Source organism: Undibacterium sp. RuTC16W, assembly GCF_049339445.1.
Taxonomy (GTDB): Bacteria; Pseudomonadota; Gammaproteobacteria; order Burkholderiales; family Burkholderiaceae_D; genus Undibacterium.
The window spans coordinates 1-19,724 of record NZ_JBMPPE010000001.1; the positions used below are offsets into that span (position 1 = coordinate 1).

Consider the following 19,724-nt stretch of genomic DNA (forward strand, 5'->3'; position numbering starts at 1 on the left):
CAGGACATTGGTATCAAGGCAGCGTACGCCCTATGCCCGCGATGCTTGTAGAGCAAATTACAATAGCGCCAAGTCCTAATCATTATTGGATACCAGGGCACTGGAAATGGCATAGTAATGAATGGGAATGGGTCAAAGGGCGTTGGAATATTTAAGTGCTTGACTGCCAGCATCGATCTGCTGTGCTGGCAGGGCTTGCTGATTTTTGTGATCCCCGCGCATGGACATTGTAGTAGTGCGAACGTAGTAAGTCGTTCAAGCTTTGTTAATACTACTCTGCTTGCGGCAATGTGCTTTGCTTGTTTGTTTTAGCGAACTAATTAGCTAGGCGAAATCAATTAACGCTTACAAAACACTAAATCCCAAACACCGTGACCAAGCTTCAGACCACGGTTTTCAAATTTCGTGACGGGGCGATAATCGGGTCGCGGTGCATAGGCATCCGCAGTATTTTGCAGGCTTGGCTCTGCGCTCAGCACATCGAGCATCTGAACCGCATATTCTTCCCAATCGGTTGCGCAGTGGAGGTAGCCGCCCGGTGCAAGACGCGAGGCGAGCAGCGCAACCAGCGGGCCTTGAATCAGGCGGCGCTTGTTGTGACGTGCTTTGTGCCATGGATCGGGGAAGAAGACATGTACGCCTGCGAGTGAGTTGGGCGCAATCATGTTTGTGAGAACTTCAAATGCATCATGCTGAATGATGCGTTGATTTTTAAGTCCTGATTCATCCGTCAATTTCAGCAAACTACCTACACCTGGCGTGTGTACTTCAACACCGATGAAGTTTTTTTCCGGCATGCTGGCAGAAATTTTAGCGCTGGTTTCGCCCATGCCAAATCCGATCTCAAACACTGTAGGCGCGTGGCGACCAAACGCAGCATCGATATCTAATACGGCTTTTTGATATGGCAACATCAATTGCGGACCGAGCGTCTCGATTGCTCGCGCCTGTGCATCCGACAAACGACCGGCACGTGTCACAAAGCTGCGAATGCGATGCTCGGTTGGGTCGTAGAAAAGTGGCTTAGATGCGCCGTCGGCAGGTTTGGAATCGGACATACGTGTGAGCTTTAAGAAAGATGAGGATCCATTTGTCCGGATCGGCTCATGAGAATTGGATTAACTGATTGAATGGACTTGCGACGCTAAATTAAACTTAGTTAAAATTAAGCGTAAGCCAGAATAAAGGCGTATTTTACGCGGTTTTAACCCCACTTAGCAAACTCGCGAGGGTTCTGTAGTATGCACAGAGCTGGACGAAGATCATCAAAACAAATGGGGTAATCATCACTGATTACCCCATTTTTATTACGAATTCACTTCTGATTTATTCAGGCTAGGCCTGACATCAATTAGAACTGGTGACGTACACCAAATGTGAGTTCTTTTACGTCTGCGCCGTTCACGGATGCCAAAGTTTTGGAATTAGCATCTTGTGTCAAACGAGCGTAAGCAGCATACAAATCAGTACGCTTAGACAATGCATATTGGTAACCCAATGCGAATTGTTTAGCATCGCCAACTGTATCAGTCGTTGTTGTGTTGATACGTGTGGAATCTTTCACTTTTGTGAATGTAGCGATTACTTTGCTGGAAGCATCAACTGGTACTGTTGCACCCAATGTGAATACTTTTTTGTCCAGAGCAGAAACTGCTTTGTCATCTTCAACTTTTTGATAGATCACAACTGGCTTTACAAAACCGAAGTCATAAGTTGCAGCAACTGTGTTTGCTTTTTTGCCTACGATAGGACCGCCAACAACTGCTTGTTGGTTGTCTTTAGTGAAGGAGTAGCCAACATCCAGACCACTTGCAGTGTAACGCAGGTTCAAGCCCAAAGAACGGCCAGCAGATGTGTCACCAGCGACTTCACCCATACCGTAACCAACCAGAGCGGAGAAACCGTTCAGGTTACCTGGTGTGGAGTACAGAACTGCATTAGTGATACGGCCATTGGATGCACCAGCTGTGTTTGCTGTGTCGCCACCAACGAAGTACAAAGTGTTGTTAGACAGACCGCTACCGTTGTTGATGTAGCCAGATGCGTATGGATCGAAGTTGTCGAAGAATTTGAAAGTTGGAGTCTTGTCGCGGCCCAGATCAACAGAACCGAAATCGCCAGACAGACCAACCAAAGAGCGGCGACCAAACGCCTTGCCACCTTGACCGGATGTGCCATCATCAACGTTCAGGCCCATTTCCAACACGAAGTTTGCTTTCAGACCGCCGCCCAGATCTTCAGTACCTTTGAAGCCCAGACGTGAACCACTTTCCTGACCGCTTTGCAGTCTGGAAACTTTACCGGCAACAGCGCCGTTGTCCAGACTTTGGAAGCCAGCGTCAACGATACCGTAGACAGTTACAGAAGATTGCGCGAATGCTGCGCCGGAGAAAGCACTGATTAGAGCCAGTGCGAGTAATGATTTTTTCATAGGGTAATATCCAGAAAATGATAAGTTTAGTCTTTGCTGCAACACAACAAATTCAGCGAGCAAAAACAAATTTGCAGGTCTTTTACAGCCTTGAGCACTCTAAGCGACTCAATGACAGAAGTCACGATACCTGCGGAAAATGACAACTTGATGAAATCGGTACTTGCTCACATACAAGACTGTACCTAACGTTGTTTAAAAAATACACGAAGTATTTTTAATAACGGTATGCACATTTCTTAGATGCGTTAATTTCAATTTGGTTCGCATTATAGGCAAATTTTCAAAATGCTGCAGAGCATCAATAATGTAAGGTGTCAAAAGCTTATTTCAAGTCAAGGAAAGCAAATATTTTTGGCCGAATTGTAAAAAACTGTATCAGTGAAAGACATTTGAATTTCGTTGCGTGGAATAGTAAATGCAATACTAGATTCACTACCGGATTCGCCGCTCGATTGAGTATTGTTCCAGCTACCCGGCTACCCAACGGTCTCCCAGGCATTTTGTTTTTGATTCGTCATGGCATGCCAGTAATGGCGCCCCGTGTACCACAAGACCATGCCGATCACGGCAAATGCCAGCTGGCCGAGCGCCAGCGTCAAAGCAGAGTGATCCAACGCAGGAGCGACCACGCCGGCAACCACAGCGCCTAACATAGTCACCGATGCCGACTGGCAAGACGCGACAATCCCGCGAATTGTCGGAAACAGATCGAGCACCAGCAAGGTTGCACCGGGAGCTACCAGTGACATGCCGAAGCAATAAAAAAACAGAGGCAAAACAGACCATGGCAACATCGGTGGCCAGATAGCGTGATACGCGACATTGAATAAGGCAGCGCCAACCAAAAAACCAAATCCGATATTGACCTGCTTCCAGACCGATAGTTTACCTGCAAGACGGTTCGCCGCCAAAGCACCGAGAAAAATCCCGCCCACAGATGGCACAAACTGCCAGCCAAACTGATCTGCACCAAGATGCAAGTGCTGGGTAATAAAAGCCGGTGCCGACGATACGTATAAAAACAAACCAGCAAAATTAAAAGCAATCGTGCCCGCTTTTAGATGAAACAACGGCGACTTAAATACTTTTTTGTAGCTATCCCATAAAAACTCTGCACTGAATGGCTGGCGCTTATCTAAAGGCAAGGATTCCGGCAAGCGTTTGTAGCAAGCCCAAAACAACACCAAGGTATATACGAACAAGAGTAAAAATATGCTGCGCCAGCTGAGATAACTCACAACCCAGCCACCCAAAATCGGCGCAATCGCAGGCGCAATCGAAAAAATCATCGTGACCAGCGACAGCAAGCGCTCGGCCGCCGCTCCCGCATAAAGATCGCGGATAATCGCCCGGCCAACCACTACACCAGCGCCGGCCGACACTCCCTGCAAAATACGAAATCCCCACAAATAGTGAATGCTATGCACTGACGCACAGCCAAAGGACGCAACGGCGAAGATCGCCAGAGATACCAGGATCACATTGCGACGACCAAATGCATCAGACAGAGCGCCATGCCACAAGGTCATCACAGCGAATGACAGCATGTATGCAGTCAAGGTCTGCTGTACCTCGATCGCACTCGCCTGTAAGCTCGCCTGTATCGCTGGGAAGGCCGGCAGGTACGTATCAATCGAGAACGGCCCCAACATGGCCAGCGCCGCTAATAAAGTAGCCAGAGCGCCTGTGCTGGCTACTTGCATAGGTGACGGCGAGGAAGATGAAACGGATGGCTCGGGTGGCGTGGTCGACATAATTTCACTTATTAAAACAGGAGTATCGCCGCATCACATACGCGGCGATTTACAACATGGTGCAAATACAATGTCCGGACAGTGCCGGGTAGAGCGAGTGACGGCGCATCTGATACCGGCGCTGTATTTGCAAATTGGCTCATCACTAGACTGCACTTTAATGCAGCAACACGACATTACCAGGCTCACACTACTGAGTTCACACTACTGAGTTCACACTGAAGCATGATGCCCGAGTGTGAGCAATACAAACAATGAGGCGATCAACTATCAACCACCAATCACCGTTCAACATCAGCGCTGAAAAAATAAAGTACAAAAATCCGCTTAAATTCCACCCATGCATAAGTATTTCATTTCGAGATACTCATCCATCCCGTAGACAGACCCCTCGCGTCCCAGGCCAGATTGCTTGACGCCGCCGAAGGGTGCTACTTCGTTTGAAATCAGACCGGTATTGATACCGACCATACCGTATTCCAGTTGCTCGGCGACGCGCCAGACACGGCCAATGTCACGCGAGTAAAAATACGATGCCAGACCAAAATCAGTATTGTTCGCAGCGGCGATCACTTCAGACTCAGACGTGAACTTGACGACTGCCGCAACCGGGCCAAAAGTCTCTTCACTCATAATCTGCATCGACTCTGTGACATTCGATAACACCGTAGGTTCATAAAAAAGTGAACCGGCTGCATGTTTTTTTCCACCAGCCAGCACAGTCGCGCCCTTAGACAAGGCATCGGCGACATGTTCTTCTACTTTTGCCACGGCCTGCTCATCGATCATCGGCCCCTGGTTGACGCCTGCATCAAGCCCGTTGCCAACCTGAATTTTTTTAGCACCGGCAGCGAGCTTTTCGACAAAAGCGTCATAAATCGATTCGTGTGCATAAAACCGGTTCGTACAGACACAGGTCTGACCGGCATTGCGGAATTTTGATAACAGTGCGCCCTCCACCGCGGCGTCAAGATCGGCATCATCAAATACGATGAAAGGTGCATGACCACCTAATTCCAGCGCGAGTTTTTTCACGGTAGAAGCGCACTGCCGCATCAAAATACGGCCAACCGGCGTAGAACCAGTGAACGATAAATGACGGACCACTGGGCTATCGCATAAGACTTTACCGACCTCAACCGAACGCTCGGAGTCTGCGGTAATCACATTGATCACCCCTGCGGGCACGCCTGCACGATGTGCGAGCTCGGCCATTGCCAGTGCCGACAAAGGTGTTTGTTCCGCTGGTTTGATCACGATGCTGCAACCGGCGGCCATCGCTGGCGCTACCTTGCGCGTGATCATCGCAATCGGAAAATTCCACGGCGTGATTGACGCGCAGACACCGATGGGCTGCTTCAATACCACCATACGTTTATCCGTCCAGGTTGAGGACATGACATCGCCAGAAACACGCTTGGCCTCCTCGGCAAACCATTCTATAAAGCTGGCGCCATAGATCACCTCGCCTTTTGCTTCCGCGAGTGGCTTGCCCTGCTCTACCGTCATCAGGATTGCCAGATCATCGGCATTGGCTACCATCAGATCAAACCATTTACGCATGATCGCAGCACGCTCTTTACCGGTCTTCGCCGCCCACAACGGAAAGGCTGCTTGTGCCGCATCAATTGCCGCCTGAGCCTGCTCAGCGCCGAGATTCGGCACAGTGCCGACCAGGGCAGAAGTCGCTGGATTGGTGACATCGAATGTCCCGGATGCACCAACCCAGATACCATTGATATAGGCTTGGCTGCGTAACAAACTGGGATCTTTTAAATTGAGGGAAGTAACTTGGGACATGAATTAATCTCCGGAATAGTTGCTGTATGTGCCGTATGTGCTGAGCGCTCTGTCTATGCGATGAATTCCATGGATGCTGTGAATGCTGCATGGCTTGATGAACTGGCGATCAGCATAAAGCAAAACGGGCGAATCTGCTGTGCAGCTTCCGCCCGTTAGATGAGGAGTTAAGACAAGTGTTTAGGCTTGGCTTCTTCGCGGCGATTAAACCCCGCGACCATATCGAAGCGGAATAAACGACACTCCAGTGCACCATTAAAGAACGGTGTTTTACGCGATTCCTTCAAGCGCAACATCTTAGGCAAACCCAGATCGGCGGTGAACAGAAAAACGCTCCAGCCGGCAAAGCGTTGCTTCAGTGTCGAACTGAATGCACTGAAAAAGTCTCTCGCCATATCATCTGGTTCGACCGTGCTGTCACCACGCACACCAATACGCTCACCGTACGGCGGATTGGTCAGCAGGACGCCTGGTATCTCTGTCGGTGCTTTGATTTCCTGCGCTTCAATCTGCTTGAGTGGTACGTCAAAACGGATACCCGCCTTGTTCAGATTATTGCGAGTCATCACGATCATATCGCCCGAAATATCGCTACCAAAAATCGTCGGCTCAACAGGCAAAGGATGCGGTTTGGCCTTGGCTTTGGTCGCCAGCCACTCTTCTTCTTGAAAGCCTGCAAATTTTTCAAATGCAAATTCACGGCGTAAGCCCGGCGGGATACCTGCCAGCATCTGTGCCGCTTCAATCAGGATCGTGCCCGAACCGCACATAGGGTCAAGCAAAGGCATGCCTGGCTTCCATCCCGTGGTGCGCAGCAAACCCGCCGCCAGATTTTCACGCAACGGTGCATCGCCTGTTTCCATGCGCCAGCCACGCTTGAACAAAGGCTCGCCCGAGGTATCAAGATAAATCGTGAAGTTGCGCGCATCCAGAAAACCGACGATACGCATATCCGGATTTTTGGTATCTACCGACGGACGCTGGGTAAACTGATCACGGAAGCGATCGCAAATCGCATCCTTGATTTTCAGCGTCGTGAATTCCAGACTCTTCAGCGGTGATTTCACCGCAGTCACATCAACGCGTATGGTGTGGTGATAACCGAACCAGTCTTCCCATGGCTGCGCCAGAGTCAGGTCATAAATATCGTTTTCATTCAGGTAACCGGCATGTGCCATCCGCAGCAAAACACGGGATGCAATACGGGAATGCAAATTGATGCTGTAGGCATCGCGCAGTTCGCCAGAACAATGCACACCGCCTGGCACTTGTGTGTGCACATGCAGTGTTTGATCAAACTGAGCAATCTCATTCAGCTCTTCAGCGAGAGCGACTTCCAGGCCACGAGGGCAAGGGCAAAAATACGAGTAACGTGTCATGGGGAACCTTTTATCCAAATTAATTTTTAAAGACCAAGCTCTTGCTTAGCCGGTGTGAGCATCAAACGCTACGTTTTCACTTCAGAACATCAGGACGTAAGCAAAACCTTAACTCTTAAAATCTCTTAATACACTATGATCGGATATGGATTTTTGAGCGCCTCAAAAAGGGAACACGCTTTATTGGCGCGCCTTCCAGCATGAAATGCCTCCATAAGCCGCATCCAGTCTGCGGATGGCATTTTGAAATTTTCAAAATCCCTTACTCAAAAACGCTTATTCCTGAAATACACGCTCTAAAAAATCCAGTCTATCCTGTCCCCAATAGCTCTCGCCATTAAAGACAAACCAGGGTACGCCGAACACATTATTGGCGATCGCCTCATTGGTAAAACGTTCGTATTCGGCTGATACACTGCTGGTTTCCGACGACTTGATCAAGGCTTTACCATCGAGATCACAATCAAGCGCGATACTAATCAGCGTGTCGAGATCGGCAATATTTTTTTGCTCGGCCCAGACTCCGCGCATGATGGCGCCGGTTAAATGCAATGCGGTCTCGGTGCCGTGCGCCAGCTGCGCGGCGATAATCAGATGCGCGGCAGAATCAGCGGCGACCGGAAAAAAAGTCGGCTGCAAATTCATCGGCAGCTCCAGATGCGTACTCCAGCGTTGCATCTCGACCAGGCGATATGCCTGCCTCTGCGGCGCACGTTTAGCCAACGGAAGACCACCCGAAATCGCGAATACTTTGCCTAAATCAATCGGTTTCAGATCAACGCGGACTGCGTGCTTTTTCGCCAGATCGACAAAACGCTGGTGCCCCAGATATGCCCATGGGGATTGCGGAACGAAATAATATTCACAGACTCTGTTCATCGTGATTCCCTGCAGGATTAAAACGGTTTGACTACGACAAGAATAACGACGGCCAGTAACAACACAACGGGCACTTCATTGAACCAGCGAAACCAGGTATGCGTGCGTTTGTTTTTGGCTTGTTCAAATTTTTTCAGAATGCTGCCGCAAGCATGGTGATAGCCGATAAGCAAAACAACGATGAAAAGTTTTGCATGCATCCAGCCACTACCTGGACCGCGTCCGATTCCCGTCGCAAGCCAGTACCACAGCCCGAAGCCAATCGCAGGAACCGCCAGTATCGTCATGAACCGGTATAACTTGCGCGCCATCAGCAACAGGCGTTCTGTCGTGACAATTTCATTTTCCATCGCAAGATTGACAAAAATACGCGGCAAATAAAACAGTCCCGCAAACCACGACGTCACAAACACAATGTGTAGCGCTTTAATCCAGAGCATGCATTTCTCCTGTTATTCATATATTCATATTGAAGGCGAATACGACACTATTCCAGCACAAGGCCGGGACGGCGAAGGTTTATTGACGGACTTCGCCATTCCCAAATACCACGTACTTGAGCGACGTCAGTCCTTCTAAACCAACTGGTCCACGCGCATGTAATTTGTCGTTCGAGATACCGATTTCGGCACCCAGACCGTATTCAAAGCCATCGGCAAACCGCGTCGACGCGTTGACCATCACTGAGGCAGAATCGACTTCGCGCAAGAAGCGCATGGCTCGCGTGTAATCTTCGGTGATGATGGATTCGGTATGTTGCGATGAATAATGATTGATATGTTCAATCGCTTCATCCATATCCGCCACCACTTTGACGGCCAGAATCGCCGCCAGATATTCGGTGCTCCAGTCGTCTTCGTTCGCACTGGCTAAATGAGGATAACCCGCCAGCAATTGCATCGCTTCCGGATCACATCTCAACTCGACCTGTTTGCCCGCATACAGCGTTGCCAGCTCCGGTAATACTTGTGCCGCAATCCCGCGTGCGACCAGCAGAGTTTCCATGGTGTTGCAGGTGCCGTAGCGGTGGCATTTTGCGTTGAAGGCGACATCCAGCGCTTTTTTACTATCGGCTTTGTCATCGATATACACGTGACAGATGCCATCCAGATGTTTGATCATCGGCACTTTGGATTCGCGCATCAGGCGCTCGATCAAGCTCTTGCCACCGCGCGGAACGATCACATCGACATACTCTGGCATGGTGATCAGTTCACCGACTGCAGACCGGTCAGTGGTCTCGACGACCTGTACCGCATCCGGTGGCAAACCGGCACCGGCCAGACCTTCTTTAACGAGTTTAGCCAGGGCTTGATTGCAATGAATCGCTTCCGAGCCGCCGCGCAGGATAGTCGCGTTGCCGCTCTTGATGCACAAGCCTGCGGCATCGACGGTCACGTTCGGACGGGCTTCGTAAATGATGCCAATCACTCCCAGAGGGACGCGCATCTGTCCGACCTGGATCCCGGTCGGACGAAATTTCATATTCGAGATTTCACCAATCGGGTCGGCGAGGCTGACAATTTGCTCCAGTCCTTCGGCCATGGTGGCGATCGCCTTGTCTGACAGAGTCAGTCTATCCAGCATCGCGGCTTCCATGCCATTTGCACGCGCTGCCGCGAGATCGAATTCGTTCGCTGCGCGCAAGGCCGCTGCCTCGCGGCGTATCGACGCGGCAATCAATGATAAGGCGCGATTCTTGGCTGCTGTATTGGCCTTGGCCATGGCACGCGACGCTTTGCGGGCGCGTATGCCAAGGTCTTTCATATAATCTTTGATATCCATGTGTAATTCTTTATCGATTACGGTGAAATTATGTGCATTCACACATACTCCACCATGTATATTTTAAATGCCTAGTATTGTTGTGCGGGTAAATGCCTATTTTCGGGCATACCCCCCCCAAATAACGACGCAATACGATACGACGCAACGCGATGCGACCTGACATAACGTAACACATCTCGATCAGCCTGCCGCTTAGTCGCCGACCCGGCGCACCGTGCGTCTGGCACAAACGCTGGCGACCTGTTTATCCGCGCGCGACCCTGAGACCTAACTGCAACAGTGCATCCCATGCATCACCCGCAAAGGCTTTGGCACGCAAACCTTTCACCATCTTATCGACTTGTGCCGCCTCTTGCAGCGCAGTCTCCAGCGTGGCGAGGCTGACGCGACGCAATGCAGGCTCCATCAATTTTTCACGAGGCCCCCAGATCCGGTATTCCTTGAGCAGCATGCCCAGGGATTTACCCTGACTCATGCCGGACTTCAGCTTGAGCAGGGTACGGAGCTCTTCAGCAACCGCCCATAACACCAGTGGCAGCGCCTCGCCCTCGCCTTTTAAGCCTTCCAGCATGCGCACCAGGCGAGAGACATTGCCAGCTAACATCGCCTCATTGAGCTTAAAGACATCGTAACGCGCTACATTCAGCACTGCATCGTGGATTTGTTCAAAACTCAGCTTGCCAGCGGGATGGAGCAAGGCGAGCTTCTGGATTTCCTGATGCGCTGCGAGCAGATTGCCCTCAACCCGGTCAGCAATAAAGTCCAGGCTTTGCCGGTCGGCGCTTTGTCCTTGCATAGAGAGCCGCAAAGAAATCCAGTTGGGCAATTGCGCCCGTTCTACCAGCGGGATGTCGATATACACCGCCGCCTGTTGCAAGCTGGTGACCCAGGCCGCCTTTTGCGTAGCCCAGTCCAGCTTGGGTAGAGTAATCAGGGTCAGATTATCCGGTGATAAGTCGCTCACATATTCTTGCAATGCTGCACCGCCATCCTTGCCGGGCTTACCGGTAGGGATACGTAAATCAACGAGCTTTTTATCGCCGAACAGGGATTGCGACTGATTCGCGGCAAGCAGAGCACCCCATTTAAAACTGCGCTCTACGGTCAGGATTTCCCGCTCCAGAAAACCCTGCGCTTTCGCTGCGCGACGGATTTTGTCCGCTGTTTCTAATGCCAGCAAATGTTCGTCGCTGGTGATGACATACAAGGACGCCAGCGATTTGCTCAGATGAGCGTCGATTGCATCAAAGCGCAATTGCATCTCATTGATCTCCAGAGAGGACGGCATCATCCTCAGCACTACCGCTCTTCTCCGCACGGGATGAGATTGGCGTGAGGGGATGCATGTGCGTCATTAGTCGATTTTCAGCACGGCCAGGCGGCGCATGATTTGTTGCACCAGATCGCTTTGCATGTCCCGATATAGCAGAGCCTCTTCGGCCTCTTTCGCCAAGACCTGTGCCTCGTTAAACGTGATATTTCGTTTCAGGCTGATATCAGTCGGCGCAAGCAGCTCTTTGCCAGCCTCGTTGCGAACGCGAAAACGGAAGGTATAAATCAAATTGTATTCACGTGCGCGACCTTGGCTATTCAAGGACAAAATGACTTTTTCTCGCGTCTCGCCCAGTACTTCCAAAATCACGTCTACATTTTTGGCTTCGCTGGCAATGACTGTTTTTCCATTCGCACGGATATTGCGCTTCAGTTCACCGCCGAGTGGCGCACTGTCAGGCAAGCCAATGTAGATACTGGAAAAAGGGAATGCCACCGGCCCGCGCAAAGCAAAACCGCAAGCAGACAATGCCAGCACAGCAGAGGCCATCGCAATGCAGGCAAGCAGCTTGCACGCGATGTGACGAGGGGAGAAAGTGGAGAATTGAGTCATCATGATCAGGCGACGATGTTAATCAGCTTGCCCGGCACCACGATGATTTTCTTCGGTGTGCCTTCGACAAAACGCAGGACATTTTCATTCGCCATCGCGAGCGCTTCTATCGTCGCTTTGTCTGCATCCTTGGCCACTGTGATGCTGCCACGCAGCTTGCCGTTGACCTGGATCATCATCTCGATTTCGGTTTGAACTAAGGCAGCCTCATCAACTTGTGGCCATGGAGCGTCGAGCAAGTCACCTAATTTTCTACCATTCAAAATCTCTTCGTTATAACCAAGCCTCTGCCAAAGATCGTGCGTAATATGCGGACAAGCTGGATAAAGTATCCTTAACAATATGCCAAACGCCTCTCCAATCACAAAGCTTCTTTCAAATCCATTTTCTTTAATACTATCAATAGCACTAAATTTATCGATGGAATTAAGCAATTTCATACATGCTGAGACAACCGTGTTGTATTGCATGCGCTGATAGTCAAAAGTTGCTTGTTGCAAGGTGCGATGTGTCTCAGCCCTAAAGTCTTTGAAAGATTTGTGTGCGGCGTCCCAATCAGGTTGTCGACCCTGAACTCTATGACCAGTAATTCCTCCTCCATGGTCACTTGCAAATTTCCATACGCGGCTTAGGAATCGATGTGCGCCTTCTACCCCAGAATCATTCCATTCCAAAGTCTGCTCGGGTGGCGAGGCAAACATCACGAATAAACGTGCGGTATCTGCACCATATTGGTTGATCAGTTCTTGCGGATCAACGCCATTACTCTTCGATTTAGACATGGTGGTCATCTCGTATTCTAGTGCCGATCCATCCGATTTCAGTGTCGCGCCAGTAATCCGACCTTGCTCGTTGGTGATGACATTAACTTCTTCTTCCCAGAAATAATTCTTGCCTGCACCTTCTGGTTTTTGGAAGAACGCGCCCTTGAGAACCATGCCTTGCGTCAGCAATTTAGAGAACGGCTCATGTGCATCGATCAGCTTCAGATCGCGCATGACCTTGGTCCAGAAACGTGCATACAGCAAATGCAAAATCGCGTGTTCGATACCGCCGATGTATTGATCCATCGGCATCCAGTATTTGCTGCCCTCCGCCACCATCGCCTGATCATTACTCGCATCGCAATAGCGCATGAAGTACCAGGAGCTATCGACGAAAGTATCCATGGTGTCGGTCTCGCGCTTGGCTGGCTTGCCGCAGCTTGGGCAATCGACATGCAAGAAATCGAGGCGTTTATTTAGCGGATTGCCAGCACCGTCAGGAATGCAATCTTCTGGCAATACGACTGGCAAATCTTTTTCCGGCACAGGCACCGCACCACAAGCATCGCAATGGATGATAGGGATAGGTGTGCCCCAATAACGTTGACGGCTGATGCCCCAGTCACGCAAACGCCAGGTAGTTTTTTTCTCGCCTAATTCTTTTGCTGCCATCAATTCTGCGACTTTGCTGACTGCCTGTTTGCAAGTCAATCCATTTAGGTCAACACCAGAATGGTCACTATTGATCGTCAAGCCACGCTGCTTGTCGCCATACCAGTCGACCCAAGCCTCTATGGAATAGGTTTCACCCTCGACAGCAACCACTTGTTTAATCGTCAGATTGTATTTTTTTGCGAAAAGGAAATCACGCTCATCATGCGCAGGCACGCCCATGACCGCACCATCCCCGTAACTCATCAATACATAATTACCGACCCAGACTTCAACCTGCTCACCTGTTAGCGGATGCGTGACGAACAGACCTGTTGGCTGCCCTTCTTTTTCACGTACTGCAACTTCAGCTTCGGTAGTACCGCCTTTTTTGCATTCTTCGATGAAGGCTGCCAGACCAGGATTACTCTCTGCAGCATGTATCGCCAGTGGGTGTTCCGGCGCCACGGCGCAGAAAGTCACGCCCATGATGGTATCGGCACGGGTCGTGAACACATACATTTTGCCGTCTTGGATCAGATTACCGCTGACATCCTTGATGTCATGTGTAAAAGCAAAACGTACGCCTTCGGATTTGCCTATCCAGTTTTCTTGCATCAGGCGCACACGCTCTGGCCAGCCGGACAGGTAATTCGGATCTTCCGGATTGGCGACCGCCGACAATAATTCTTCGGCGTAGTTGGTGATGTTCAGGTAATAGCCTGGAATTTCGCGCTTTTCGACCAGTGCACCGGAGCGCCAGCCGCGGCCGTCGATTACCTGCTCATTGGCGAGCACGGTCTGGTCAATCGGATCCCAGTTAACGACTTGGGTACGGCGTTCACAAATACCGGCTTCCAGCATTTTCAGGAACAGCCATTGATTCCATTTGTAGTATTCAGGTGAGCAAGTTGCGACTTCGCGCGACCAGTCAATCGCCAGGCCCATGGCTTGCATCTGGGTCTTCATGTAGGCGATATTGTCGTAGGTCCATTTGGCAGGCGGCACCTTGTTTTTGATCGCGGCGTTTTCTGCTGGCAGACCAAAGGCATCCCAGCCCATCGGCATCAGGACGTTATAACCATTCATGCGCAATTGACGCGCCAGCATGTCGTTGATCGTGTAATTGCGCACGTGACCCATGTGCAGCTTACCCGACGGATAAGGCAGCATAGAGCAAGCGTAGTACTTTCCTTTTGGGAAGCGCGGGTCGTTTTCAACCGCTTTATACGCGTCTATTTTTTTCCAATGAGATTGTGCTGATTGCTCGACGTCGGCTGGTTTATATACTGAGCTGAATTTTTCTTGCATGGCGGACTATATTTTCTGAATGCGAGGGAATCTTTTGAACCTTGGATTATAACTGGTTCAGGGGTGCTACTGAAGGCGGGATGCCGCGCCTGGCTATTTTTTGCCGGTGCTGCAGGTTTATCGGGGCTGTGACGAAGATGTCGTGGAGGCCGGATCGGTAACAAAACCGATTTTATCCAAGCCCTGCGCCTGTGCAGCTGCCATGACCTGAGCAATGATTTCGTAACGGGTTGCCTTATCGGCACGTAATTGCAGCTCCGGCTGCGGTTGTTTTTTCGCTGCCTCTGCCAATTTAAGGTCTAAATCACGAAAACTGACCGGTGCTTTGCCCCAAAACAATTGCCCCCGCGCGTCAAACGACAGACTGATGGTGTCAGGTTTATCCGGAGAGGCCGTGGATTTGGCAACGGGCAGTTCTAACTTGATCGATTGGGTCAGCAAGGGTGCAGTAATAATGAAGATCACCAGCAACACCAGCATCACATCAACCATCGGCGTGACGTTGATGTCCGCCATGGCCACGGGCGCTTTTGAGGTCAGGTCGTTACGGCTGAATTTACCGAAAGCCATGAGGTTTACACCTTAGTCAGATGCGCATGCAAGTCGTAGGCAAACGCATCCAGCTCTGCCTGACAAATCCGGTTTAAGCGGTTAAACGCGTTGTACGCCAGCACCGCAGGAATCGCCACCAGCAAACCCAGTGCCGTCATGATCAGCGCCTCGCCTACCGGACCAGCAACCTGGGCAATCTGCACGCTGCCTGCGCTTGCGACGGTAGCCAGTGCATGATAAATACCCCAGACCGTTCCTAGCAAGCCCACAAACGGGGCTGTTGCGCCGATTGAGGCGAGCACGCTTAAACCTGATTCCAGTCTGACGGTGGCGGTGTTGAGCTGTTGTCGCAATACCCGCGTCAGTACGTCATCGAGACTGGCCCTGGCATTCAGGCTGGAGCTTAAGTTTTCAGGTGCTGTCGCTTCTATAGCCGCTCTCGCGAGAGGTGCATAAATTTCCTCAAGATCAGCCTGGCTCAGTAATGTCAGCGCATCGGCAAAATCAGGTGCTTTCCAGAAATTGGGCAATGCCGCTGCAGCGCGGCGAATACGCCAGAATGACCAGGATTTGTATAACAAAATGAACCAGCTGAACAAAGACATCGCCAGCAATACATAGGCAATGAGGTGACTGAATTCATCCACTTGCGCCCAGTAATGGGAAATCGTCGGGTTCATAAGGTTAGGTTTGTATCTTAGCTAAAAGAGGAGTGAGGATGTATCCAGCGAACAAACGTCTGACTAAGTGCAACGGATAAAGACAGAAGGCAAGGCACAGATTATGTGCTTTTGAGGGCTGCTACCAACTTTTTCAGCAAAACGCACCCGCACGCACCGACAATAAAAAATAAGCACTGCCGGTGCGGTGCGCGCAAGTTGTCTAATTCAACCCGAGCACGTCGTACATATCGTACAAACCTGTCTGCTTGTCTGCTAGAAAGCGTGCTGCGCGCAAGCTGCCGTGAGCATAATTGATACGGCTTGAAGATTTGTGACTAATTTCTACCCGCTCGCCGATGCCAGCAAACATTACCGTGTGGTCGCCAACAATATCGCCACCACGAATCGTCGCAAAACCGATCGAGGATGGATCGCGCTCACCGGTTACACCCTCACGGGCGAATACACCGACTTCGTTCAAATCACGACCCAGCGTATCGGCGATAACTTCCCCCATTTTCAGGGCGGTACCGGACGGTGCATCGACCTTATGGCGGTGATGCGCCTCGATGATTTCAATGTCATAGCCCTGAGCAAAACTTTTTGCTGCCATTTCCAGCAACTTCAAGGTCACATTGACGCCGACACTCATGTTCGGAGCGAACACGATAGCGGTTTTTTTGGCGGCCGCAGCGATTGCGGCTTTGCCTTCTTCATCAAAACCTGTCGTGCCAATGATTATCTTGATGCCATGTTCGGCACAATAGGCAAGATGAGTCAGCGTGCCTTCAGGGCGGGTAAAATCGATCAGAAAGTCGGCATTAGCCAACCCTCTGGATAACTCAGATTCGATCAACACACCGGCTGGCTTACCCATACTCGCAGCAGCATCCGTACCGATAGCAGGCGATGCTGCGACATCAATCGCGCCGACCAATAGCGTGTCGTCGGCGGCAGCGATTGCTTCTATCAACATTTTACCCATGCGACCGGAAGCACCGGCCACCGCAATTTTCAATGCACTCATGCTGGTTATCCTGATTATTTTTTCTTGTCTTTATCCGTTGTCAGGATAGAGGATTCCGCTCTGATGCCAATAGCGGAAGTCGTGATGTGGGCGAGGTAGTCTTTTTCTGTCGGCAAGTTACCGCCTTCAAAACGCTGCACCGTATTATTTTTAAAAAACACGGCAACACGGCTGGTAATCAGATCGCCGTTTGGCTTTTGCAGACGGAAAGGATAGTCCCAGCGGTCTTCATGGAACATATCCGTCAGCAAAGCCGTACCCAACAAAAAGCGCACTTGCTCACGGGTCATACCCTCTTTGAGCTGCGACATCATTTCTTGAGAGACAAAGTTACCTTGCTGAATGGTGATGCGATAAGGAGAGATATAGCCGAGGAATTTAGAAACACCGGTGCGGCCAACAATCTGTGCATCGGTCGATGCCGCAGTGGACGCTCCAGTCGCCGCCGCATCCGTTGTCGCGGTGAGTTTTGTCGCAGCAGGTGCGTCAACCATAGGGTTGAACAAGGCACAACCAGACAAGCTCAAGGCAAAAGCCATTGCCGTCAATCGTAGTGGCATGCCTTTGGATGCTTCAGGGAACAACAATCGCATAGTGTTAACCTCAATGTGTGTGCAACAGTGTACAGTTTGCAAATAGTTCACGGCTAGGCCGTTGCTTAGCTCAATGTAAGTTAAAAATATAAGCTTGAGAAAATCGCCGACAAATCTGCTGGTGATTTACTTTGAGTTAAGCTTTAAACCCTATATCATAAAGCAGATAGACCTTTTTTTACTGAAAACATGACGAATTCCACTACCGACCTCAAATCCAGCGGCCTCAAGGCGACTTTGCCAAGATTGAAAATTCTGGAAATTTTCCAGAACAGCTCGATTCGTCATCTGACAGCAGAAGACGTCTATAAAATCCTGCTCAATGAAAATATGGACGTCGGACTGGCAACGGTGTACCGCGTTCTGACTCAGTTTGAACAGGCTGGCTTGCTACATCGCAACCATTTTGAAACTGGCAAGGCCATTTTTGAGCTGAACGAAGGTACGCACCATGACCATCTGGTTTGCTTGGACTGCGGTCTGGTGGAAGAGTTCTTTGATGAACAAATTGAAAAACGCCAGCAAGCGGTCGCCCAGGAGCGCGGCTTTACTATTGCAGAGCACGCTCTGGCGCTGTATGGCAACTGCACAAAAGTAAATTGCGAACACAAAGTGCGCAAAGCATAGGGCGCTTGCCAAATTTGGTTTGATTTAGACTGATTTGTCGGAGGAGTGACCAAGACGGTTTCAGCAAGAAATATCCGCAAACTGTCAAGCCACCGGAAGTAGTACAGTGGCTTTTATATAAACTCAGCCTTCCATTATTTACCTAACTTTACAACCACACTGGCGACGGTATCGAGCACGCGCTGTGCATTAAACGGTTTCACAATGAAGCCATGGATGCCTGCCTTAACCGCCTCACTTACCGTATCCTGATCCTTATTCGCGGTGACCATCAGTACCTTCACGTCTGGCAAGGCCTCTTTAATCTTTGGCAAAATTTCCAGCCCGCTGATTTTAGGCATCACCACATCAAGCAAAATGATTTTTGGCTTTAACTTGATCGCCAATTCTAAGCCGGTACTGCCGTCAGCAGCCTCACCGACCACGTTATAAGCCTCACTGCGGAGGACAACACGCAGTACTTCACGCGTCGCTTCGTTGTCATCAACGATCAGAATAGAGATGTCTTTGTTATGCATACGTATCTTCACTGACTGAATGTCTGATCACAATCACGATGCCATCATTACGACAATTTAATTGTTCACAGAACCTAAGGCATTAGAAAGTAATTTTGCCGTAATATCTACAATCGGAATGACACGCTCATACGCCATGCGTGTCGGACCTATTACACCCAGAGTACCTACAATTTTACCGTTCACGCCATAGGGCGCAGTGACAATACTCATTTCATCCATCGGCACCAACTGTGATTCACCGCCGATAAAAATCTGCACGCCAGTTGCCTTACTCGACACATCCAGTAACTGCATCAGGCCGGTTTTTTGTTCGAACATATCAAACAGCTTACGCAAGGAAGTCATGTTATTCGACAGATCCTGGACATTCAGCAAATTGCGTTCACCGGAGATCACGACTTCATCAGACTGATCCGACATCGCATCGCTACCGGCCTCAACAGCCGCCTGCATCAGTCGGGTCATATCGTTTTGCAACTGACGTAATTCACTGTTGATACGCAACCGGGCATCTTCAAAACTCAGACCGCCAAAATTTTGATTCAGATAGTTTGCTGCCTGTATCAGTTGCGAGGCATTGTAGTCAACATCGGTCAGCAGCAAGCGATTATGCACCTCACCATTGGGCGCAACCACAACCAGCAAAATCCTTTTCTCAGATAGGCGCAAAAACTCCACTTGTTGAAAAATAGATTCATGTCGCGGTGTCATCACGACTCCGGCAAATTGCGATAGCGATGACAAAACCTGGGCGGCATTCGAGATGATTTTTTGCGGTGAATTGGCAAATACATTCGCCTGCATCCGTGATTCCAGCGCGGTACCGTCAATTTCTTGGACCGTCAGCAACTTGTCGACAAAAACACGATAACCCCGCGGTGTAGGAATACGTCCTGCCGAGGTGTGCGGACTCGCCACGAAACCCATCTCTTCGAGATCCGCCATTACATTGCGGATGGTCGCAGGCGATAACTCCAGACCGGAAATTTTAGACAAAGCCCGGGAACCTACCGGCTGACCATCAGCAATGTAGCGTTCGACCAGGGCTTTCAATAATGTTTGTGCGCGGATATCAAGTTGCATAAAGATATTCTATG

At 50.2% G+C, this 19,724-nt stretch carries 19 protein-coding genes; 2 read left to right on the top strand and 17 right to left on the bottom strand.

All coding sequences use genetic code 11. The features are described 5' to 3' along the window. Positions 1-41 precede the first annotated feature (41 nt). Positions 42-155, top strand: coding sequence for a hypothetical protein (locus ACO0K4_RS00005; protein ID WP_422955401.1), 114 nt, complete (start codon positions 42-44; stop codon positions 153-155). A gap of 183 nt (positions 156-338) precedes the next feature. On the opposite strand, the gene trmB is transcribed toward ACO0K4_RS00005, so the two are convergent. The 15 genes from trmB to ACO0K4_RS00080 all read right to left on the bottom strand — a co-directional run bounded on the left by trmB (position 339) and on the right by ACO0K4_RS00080 (position 17,479). Further along, entirely contained in the window at positions 339-1,058 is a 720-nt protein-coding gene (gene trmB / locus ACO0K4_RS00010; protein ID WP_422954568.1) for a tRNA (guanosine(46)-N7)-methyltransferase TrmB, read from the bottom strand. A 293-nt stretch (positions 1,059-1,351) separates the two neighbouring features. After that, positions 1,352-2,431 (bottom strand): porin, encoded by a 1,080-nt coding sequence (locus tag ACO0K4_RS00015; protein ID WP_422954569.1) that lies wholly within the window; start codon positions 2,429-2,431, stop codon positions 1,352-1,354. Between the two features lie 479 nt (positions 2,432-2,910). Beyond that, complete coding sequence (locus ACO0K4_RS00020; protein ID WP_422954570.1) at positions 2,911-4,188, bottom strand: multidrug effflux MFS transporter; 1,278 nt, start codon at positions 4,186-4,188, stop codon at positions 2,911-2,913. A gap of 327 nt (positions 4,189-4,515) precedes the next feature. Then, positions 4,516-5,988: an NAD-dependent succinate-semialdehyde dehydrogenase gene (locus ACO0K4_RS00025; protein ID WP_422954571.1), complete on the bottom strand. Its 1,473-nt coding sequence runs from the start codon at positions 5,986-5,988 to the stop codon at positions 4,516-4,518. 167 nt (positions 5,989-6,155) lie between these two features. Then, complete coding sequence (locus tag ACO0K4_RS00030; RefSeq protein ID WP_422954572.1) at positions 6,156-7,367, bottom strand: THUMP domain-containing class I SAM-dependent RNA methyltransferase; 1,212 nt, start codon at positions 7,365-7,367, stop codon at positions 6,156-6,158. A 276-nt stretch (positions 7,368-7,643) separates the two neighbouring features. Then, positions 7,644-8,246: a 2-hydroxychromene-2-carboxylate isomerase gene (locus tag ACO0K4_RS00035; protein WP_422954573.1), complete on the bottom strand. Its 603-nt coding sequence runs from the start codon at positions 8,244-8,246 to the stop codon at positions 7,644-7,646. A gap of 17 nt (positions 8,247-8,263) precedes the next feature. After that, complete coding sequence (locus ACO0K4_RS00040; protein ID WP_422954574.1) at positions 8,264-8,686, bottom strand: CopD family protein; 423 nt, start codon at positions 8,684-8,686, stop codon at positions 8,264-8,266. A 79-nt stretch (positions 8,687-8,765) separates the two neighbouring features. Further along, positions 8,766-10,031, bottom strand: a complete 1,266-nt coding sequence (locus tag ACO0K4_RS00045) for a glutamate-5-semialdehyde dehydrogenase (protein WP_422954575.1) — start codon at positions 10,029-10,031, stop codon at positions 8,766-8,768. Positions 10,032-10,278: 247 nt separating this feature from the next. Beyond that, a complete protein-coding gene (gene holA, locus ACO0K4_RS00050) occupies positions 10,279-11,295 on the bottom strand; it encodes a DNA polymerase III subunit delta (protein ID WP_422955402.1) in 1,017 nt (338 codons plus the stop codon). A gap of 93 nt (positions 11,296-11,388) precedes the next feature. Further along, positions 11,389-11,922 carry an LPS assembly lipoprotein LptE gene (lptE, locus tag ACO0K4_RS00055; RefSeq protein WP_422954576.1) on the bottom strand — a complete coding sequence of 178 codons (534 nt, stop codon included), beginning with the start codon at positions 11,920-11,922 and terminating at the stop codon, positions 11,389-11,391. A gap of 2 nt (positions 11,923-11,924) precedes the next feature. Then, complete coding sequence (leuS, locus tag ACO0K4_RS00060; RefSeq protein ID WP_422954577.1) at positions 11,925-14,645, bottom strand: leucine--tRNA ligase; 2,721 nt, start codon at positions 14,643-14,645, stop codon at positions 11,925-11,927. Positions 14,646-14,762: 117 nt separating this feature from the next. Then, positions 14,763-15,215, bottom strand: a complete 453-nt coding sequence (locus ACO0K4_RS00065; protein WP_422954578.1) for an ExbD/TolR family protein — start codon at positions 15,213-15,215, stop codon at positions 14,763-14,765. A gap of 5 nt (positions 15,216-15,220) precedes the next feature. Then, positions 15,221-15,877 (bottom strand): MotA/TolQ/ExbB proton channel family protein, encoded by a 657-nt coding sequence (locus tag ACO0K4_RS00070; protein ID WP_422954579.1) that lies wholly within the window; start codon positions 15,875-15,877, stop codon positions 15,221-15,223. Between the two features lie 202 nt (positions 15,878-16,079). Continuing rightward, positions 16,080-16,886 (bottom strand): 4-hydroxy-tetrahydrodipicolinate reductase, encoded by an 807-nt coding sequence (gene dapB / locus ACO0K4_RS00075; protein ID WP_422954580.1) that lies wholly within the window; start codon positions 16,884-16,886, stop codon positions 16,080-16,082. Positions 16,887-16,900: 14 nt separating this feature from the next. Then, positions 16,901-17,479, bottom strand: coding sequence for an outer membrane protein assembly factor BamE (locus ACO0K4_RS00080; protein ID WP_422954581.1), 579 nt, complete (start codon positions 17,477-17,479; stop codon positions 16,901-16,903). Between the two features lie 189 nt (positions 17,480-17,668). Between ACO0K4_RS00080 and fur the strand changes: the two genes are divergently transcribed. Further along, the gene (fur, locus tag ACO0K4_RS00085) at positions 17,669-18,106 is read left to right on the top strand and encodes a ferric iron uptake transcriptional regulator (RefSeq protein WP_422954582.1); all 438 of its coding nucleotides are present in this window, start codon (positions 17,669-17,671) and stop codon (positions 18,104-18,106) included. Between the two features lie 134 nt (positions 18,107-18,240). Here the strand turns inward: fur and ACO0K4_RS00090 are convergent, their stop codons facing one another. Together ACO0K4_RS00090 and hrcA are read right to left on the bottom strand one after the other, a co-directional pair. Further along, positions 18,241-18,624 (bottom strand): response regulator, encoded by a 384-nt coding sequence (locus tag ACO0K4_RS00090; RefSeq protein ID WP_422954583.1) that lies wholly within the window; start codon positions 18,622-18,624, stop codon positions 18,241-18,243. Between the two features lie 57 nt (positions 18,625-18,681). Then, entirely contained in the window at positions 18,682-19,710 is a 1,029-nt protein-coding gene (hrcA, locus tag ACO0K4_RS00095; RefSeq protein WP_422954584.1) for a heat-inducible transcriptional repressor HrcA, read from the bottom strand. Positions 19,711-19,724: the final 14 nt, after the last annotated feature.

What these genes read in the sequence shown, in the direction of transcription:
- ACO0K4_RS00035 (WP_422954573.1), bottom strand. Translation starts at nt 8,246, where the DNA reads ATGAACAGAGTCTGTGAATATTATTTCGTTCCGCAATCCCCATGGGCA.
- ACO0K4_RS00040 (WP_422954574.1), bottom strand. Translation starts at nt 8,686, where the DNA reads ATGCTCTGGATTAAAGCGCTACACATTGTGTTTGTGACGTCGTGGTTT.
- ACO0K4_RS00045 (WP_422954575.1), bottom strand. Translation starts at nt 10,031, where the DNA reads ATGGATATCAAAGATTATATGAAAGACCTTGGCATACGCGCCCGCAAA.
- ACO0K4_RS00080 (WP_422954581.1), bottom strand. Translation starts at nt 17,479, where the DNA reads ATGCGATTGTTGTTCCCTGAAGCATCCAAAGGCATGCCACTACGATTG.
- hrcA (WP_422954584.1), bottom strand. Translation starts at nt 19,710, where the DNA reads ATGCAACTTGATATCCGCGCACAAACATTATTGAAAGCCCTGGTCGAA.
- ACO0K4_RS00005 (WP_422955401.1), top strand. Translation starts at nt 42, where the DNA reads ATGCTTGTAGAGCAAATTACAATAGCGCCAAGTCCTAATCATTATTGG.
- ACO0K4_RS00030 (WP_422954572.1), bottom strand. Translation starts at nt 7,367, where the DNA reads ATGACACGTTACTCGTATTTTTGCCCTTGCCCTCGTGGCCTGGAAGTC.
- fur (WP_422954582.1), top strand. Translation starts at nt 17,669, where the DNA reads ATGACGAATTCCACTACCGACCTCAAATCCAGCGGCCTCAAGGCGACT.
- ACO0K4_RS00090 (WP_422954583.1), bottom strand. Translation starts at nt 18,624, where the DNA reads ATGCATAACAAAGACATCTCTATTCTGATCGTTGATGACAACGAAGCG.
- dapB (WP_422954580.1), bottom strand. Translation starts at nt 16,886, where the DNA reads ATGAGTGCATTGAAAATTGCGGTGGCCGGTGCTTCCGGTCGCATGGGT.
- ACO0K4_RS00020 (WP_422954570.1), bottom strand. Translation starts at nt 4,188, where the DNA reads ATGTCGACCACGCCACCCGAGCCATCCGTTTCATCTTCCTCGCCGTCA.
- ACO0K4_RS00070 (WP_422954579.1), bottom strand. Translation starts at nt 15,877, where the DNA reads ATGAACCCGACGATTTCCCATTACTGGGCGCAAGTGGATGAATTCAGT.
- holA (WP_422955402.1), bottom strand. Translation starts at nt 11,295, where the DNA reads ATGCAATTGCGCTTTGATGCAATCGACGCTCATCTGAGCAAATCGCTG.
- ACO0K4_RS00025 (WP_422954571.1), bottom strand. Translation starts at nt 5,988, where the DNA reads ATGTCCCAAGTTACTTCCCTCAATTTAAAAGATCCCAGTTTGTTACGC.
- ACO0K4_RS00065 (WP_422954578.1), bottom strand. Translation starts at nt 15,215, where the DNA reads ATGGCTTTCGGTAAATTCAGCCGTAACGACCTGACCTCAAAAGCGCCC.
- ACO0K4_RS00015 (WP_422954569.1), bottom strand. Translation starts at nt 2,431, where the DNA reads ATGAAAAAATCATTACTCGCACTGGCTCTAATCAGTGCTTTCTCCGGC.
- leuS (WP_422954577.1), bottom strand. Translation starts at nt 14,645, where the DNA reads ATGCAAGAAAAATTCAGCTCAGTATATAAACCAGCCGACGTCGAGCAA.
- lptE (WP_422954576.1), bottom strand. Translation starts at nt 11,922, where the DNA reads ATGATGACTCAATTCTCCACTTTCTCCCCTCGTCACATCGCGTGCAAG.
- trmB (WP_422954568.1), bottom strand. Translation starts at nt 1,058, where the DNA reads ATGTCCGATTCCAAACCTGCCGACGGCGCATCTAAGCCACTTTTCTAC.